The following is a 3,971-nucleotide window of genomic DNA, read 5'->3' on the forward strand; positions in this document are numbered from 1 at the left end:
CCGGGCCCGACCCGGCCGCCTGCCGAGCGGGGCCCCGCCGGTCAGGGGCGCGGGCGCGTCACCCGTTGGCGCGTCACTCGTTGCGGGAGCGCGCGCCGTCCAGTGCCAGGTCCACGATCCGGCGCGCGAGCCCCCCGCCCAGCGGCGCCCCGGTCAGCAGGACCCGGGCGAACAACGGCCCCGCCAGGGTCTCGGCGACCAGCCGGGGGTCGGTGTCCGGGGCCAGCTCGCCGCGCTCGATCCCACGCCGCACGATGTCCTCGCCGCGTTGCAGCCGGGCGTCCCAGTACGGGAGGCGCTCCGCCTCCACGGTCCCCGCGTCGGGCGAGGCGCCGAGGTGGAGCAGGGCCGCGCCCTGCGGCGAGGCGAGATAGTCCGAGACCGCCGACATCAGCCGGGTCAGGTCCTGGCGCACGTCCCCGGTGTCGGGCGCGGGCAACGCGTCGTCGGCGTGCGAGCCGAGGGCGTCGAGCAGCAGGTTCTCGCGGGTCTTCCACCGCCGGTACACGGAGGTCTCGTGCACCCCCGCCGCCGAAGCGACCGCCGCGACCGTGGTGCCGGTGAGCCCTTCGGAAGTGAGCAGGTCGACGGTGGCCGCCAGGACGGCCTGCCGCATGCGTTCGCCCCGGCGGCGCAGCGGCGCGGGGCTCTTCTCGGTGGTCACCCCCGAACCGTATCGCAAGGTCACTTGCTTTACCGGCAGGCCGGGTTTACGTTTCAAAGCAAGGCGACTTGCTATAGGCCGCCGATCCGAACGCTAAGGACCCGCCATGGAACGCATGCGCGCCGCGCGTCTGCACCTCCCCAGCCGCACCCTCACCGTGGAGGAGGTGGACAGGCCCGTACCCGGCCCCGGCCAGGTACTGGTGAAGGTCGAGGCGGCGGGGGTGTGCCTCTCCGATGTCCACCTCGTCGACGGCACCCTGAGCCCGATGTACCTGGAGGGGGACACGGTTACCCTGGGCCACGAGGTGGCCGGGACGGTGGCGGAGCCGGGGCCGGACGTCGAGGTCTGGACGGTCGGTGACCGTGTGGTCCTCCAGGCCGGCGAGGAGCGCCGGGGCCGGACGTACACCCGGGGCGTCGACTACGACGGCGGCTGGGCCGAGTACGCCCTCGCCACCGCGTCCACCCTCGTCGCGCTGCCCGACTCGCTGCCCTTCGAGCAGGCGGCGATCATCCCGGACGCGGTCTCCACGCCGTGGGCGGCGGTGACCGCCACCGGTGATGTGCGGGCGGCGGAGGCGGTGGGCGTCTGGGGCGCGGGCGGGCTCGGCGTACACGCCGTGCAGCTGCTGCGGGCGGTGGGCGCACACCCGGTCGTCGCGGTGGACCCGGCTCCGGCGGCCCGGCGGCGGGCCCTGGAATTCGGGGCGGACCTGGCGCTGGACCCCGCCGATCCGCTGTTCCGCGAGAAGATGCTCGGGGCGACGGGCGGCGTGGGCCTGGGGGCGGCGTTCGACTTCGCCGGGGTCCCCCCGGTCCGCGAGCAGGCGCTGACCGCACTGGCCCCGCAGGGGCGGCTGGTGCTGGTGGGGCTGACCGACCAGCCGCTGACGGTGCCCGACGGCACGCTGTTCAGCTACCTCCAGCACCGGATCCTGGGCCACTACGGCTCGGAGGGCCACCATGTGGCGCAGCTCGTCCGGCTCGCCGAGGGCGGTCGGCTGGACTTCTCCCGGTCGATCACCGAGGTGCTGCCCCTGGACGACGTGGCGTCGGCGGTGCGGCGGATGGAGACCAAGGAGGGCGACCCGGTCAGGATCGTTCTGCGTCCGTGACGGGCCTGTCCGCCGCAGTCGTCACGGACGCGTCTTCTGCGGCGGTGCCGCTGTTCCCGTTCCGGCTCGCGCCGCTCCAGCTCGACGTTGAACTGGGCGCCGGCCAGCAGGGAGAGGATGGCGTGGGCCCGGTCGGTGATGTCGTCGTTCCCCAGTGAGACCGGTGTGCGGCGCAGGGCGGCGCGTCGCGTCCCGGCGGGGCGGTCCTTTCCGCGGCGGACGCGGTCCGGGTGGGCATGCCGGCACTCCGGGGACGTGGGCGGACGCTGCGGGCGGCGTGACCTGTCCGTTCCCGGACGCGCCGACTCCGCTCGATCCTCTCCTGCCACGTCGCGGCCGAGCCACTCCCCTCCGCCGGCGGCGGGCCCCGCGCGCTCCCTGCGGTAAGCCGTTCGCGGACGGCCGCGGATGCTGAACGGAAAATCGACCTTCGGGAGGGCAGGCGGCAGCATCCGGGCCGCCTGCGGACCGGATGACGGTGACCGGACGGTCAGGCTGCTGTCGGAGTGAGGGCGACTTGGTGGCCGAGGGCTTGGAGCTGGCGGACGAGGTCGCGGGTCTTGCGGGCGGAGTCGAGATGGCGCCGGTGCCAGTCGGCACCAAGCTCCTGACAGGAGGCGTCCGGGTCGTTGATCAGGTGCCAGGCGATGATGAGTATCGAGCGGGCGACGGCGACGAGGGCTTTGGCGTGTCCGCGGCGTTTGACGATCCTGCGGTAGCGGGCGCCGAGGAAGGTGTCGGTGCGGGCGGCGGCGTTGGCGGCCTCGCCGAGCGCGCCCTTGAGCCAGGGATTACCCTGTCCGGCCGGGCCTGTGGTGTGTTTCGCGCCGGATTGGATGGTTCTGGGGCACAGCTTCGCCCATGAGGCCAGGTGCTCGGGGGTGGGGAAGCGGCTCATGTCCGCGCCGATCTCGGCGACAATGGTCTGCGCGGTGGTCGGCCCGATACCGGGAACGGCATCGAGACGTTCGACCAGGACTCGCGCACTCACCGGGGCGGCAGGCTCGTCATCGGCGCCCGTGCCGTCGTGCGGTGTGGTGATCTCCTCCAGCGTCCGGGCTATGAGCCGGTCGAGTTCGTGGACCTGTGTGGTCAGATGATCGACCGTGGCCAGCAGCACCCCGAGCAGCCGAGCGTGGTGGTCCTCGAACTGGCCGGTCAGGGCTTCCACCAGCAGCGCCTTCTTCTTGACCAGGCTGCCCTGGGCAAGCTCGGCGAGGGCACGCGGGTTGCGTTCACCGGCGACCATGGCGTCCATCATGGCCCGCCCCGACAGGCCGAACAGATCCGAGACGGCCCCGGACAGCTTGATCTGCGCGTCCTGCAGGGCCTTGTCCACTCGGTGCTTGTGCCGGGTGCGTTCCTGGACGAACACGGTGCGGGTGCGGGTGAAGTCCCGCAGCTGCCGGACGGGTTCGGGCGGGACGAACGAGGCCCGGACCATGCCGCGTTCAGCGAGCTTCGCCAGCCAGACCGCGTCCAGCCTGTCGGTCTTGGGCCGGCCGGGGACGTTCTTCACGTCACGGGCGTTGACCAGCCAGCACTGAAGGCCGCGGGCTTCCAGCAGGTAGAAGAAGGAGCGCCAGTAGTTGCCTGTCGCCTCCATCACCACGCGCTCGACGCCCTGGCAGACGAGCCGGTCTCCGAGTTCCAGGATCGCATTGGTGGTCGAGGCGACGTTCCAGACCTGCTGGACGCGCCGGCCCTCGATGGTGTCGTGCGGGACGCGCAGGCAGACCATCCCCGATGCTTTGGCGATGTCGATCGCCGCGACCCTGCCCACCGTTCCGTCGTCGTGATCCTCTCTCAACTCCTCCATCACACACTCCCTGTCGTACTCGCGCGGGCGGGGGCTGCCCGGAGAGCCTGAGGGGAACGGAGAAGCTGATCGGCGTGCTCAAGGCGACAGTGTGCGGCCCCTCGGACGACTCCCTCACCAGACTCCTATGCGGGCTCACAGCCCAAACATCGATCGGCGTCGGCGGACAGCCCCCGTACCGATTTTCACGCCCGCGAGGCGTCATCCGCAGGTGAACGGCTGACTCCTATGAAGTCACAAGCGCCCGTCCGGCCGCGTGCGTGGTGACGCCGGGCGGGCCGACAAATCCCAGACAGGACAGTCGAGACGTCAGTCAGTCGGAGGGTCAGACCCACCGGCGGCGTCACCACGAACATCATCACTGTCAGTCG

At 71.9% G+C, this 3,971-nt stretch carries 4 protein-coding genes; 2 read left to right on the forward strand and 2 right to left on the reverse strand.

Annotated elements, in window-relative coordinates; genetic code table 11:
• Nucleotides 1-73: 73 nt before the first annotated feature.
• On the reverse strand, nt 74-664 hold the full coding sequence (locus B9S58_RS06765; RefSeq protein ID WP_103531210.1) for a TetR-like C-terminal domain-containing protein: 591 nt from the start codon (nt 662-664) through the stop codon (nt 74-76).
• A gap of 106 nt (nt 665-770) precedes the next feature.
• Between B9S58_RS06765 and B9S58_RS06770 the strand changes: the two genes are divergently transcribed.
• Complete coding sequence (locus B9S58_RS06770) at nt 771-1,781, forward strand: zinc-binding dehydrogenase (protein WP_103531211.1); 1,011 nt, start codon at nt 771-773, stop codon at nt 1,779-1,781.
• Nucleotides 1,778-1,939 (forward strand): hypothetical protein, encoded by a 162-nt coding sequence (locus B9S58_RS37840; RefSeq protein ID WP_181009212.1) that lies wholly within the window; start codon nt 1,778-1,780, stop codon nt 1,937-1,939. Before B9S58_RS06770 ends, B9S58_RS37840 begins: the two co-directional genes overlap by 4 nt.
• Nucleotides 1,940-2,271: 332 nt before the next feature.
• Here the strand turns inward: B9S58_RS37840 and B9S58_RS06775 are convergent, their stop codons facing one another.
• On the reverse strand, nt 2,272-3,600 hold the full coding sequence (locus B9S58_RS06775) for an IS110 family transposase (RefSeq protein ID WP_103531105.1): 1,329 nt from the start codon (nt 3,598-3,600) through the stop codon (nt 2,272-2,274).
• Nucleotides 3,601-3,971: the final 371 nt, after the last annotated feature.

The organism is Streptomyces sp. SM11 (genome assembly GCF_002910905.1).
Classification (GTDB): Bacteria; Actinomycetota; Actinomycetes; order Streptomycetales; family Streptomycetaceae; genus Streptomyces.

What these genes read in the sequence shown, in the direction of transcription:
- B9S58_RS06770 (WP_103531211.1), top strand. Translation starts at nt 771, where the DNA reads ATGGAACGCATGCGCGCCGCGCGTCTGCACCTCCCCAGCCGCACCCTC.
- B9S58_RS06775 (WP_103531105.1), bottom strand. Translation starts at nt 3,600, where the DNA reads ATGGAGGAGTTGAGAGAGGATCACGACGACGGAACGGTGGGCAGGGTC.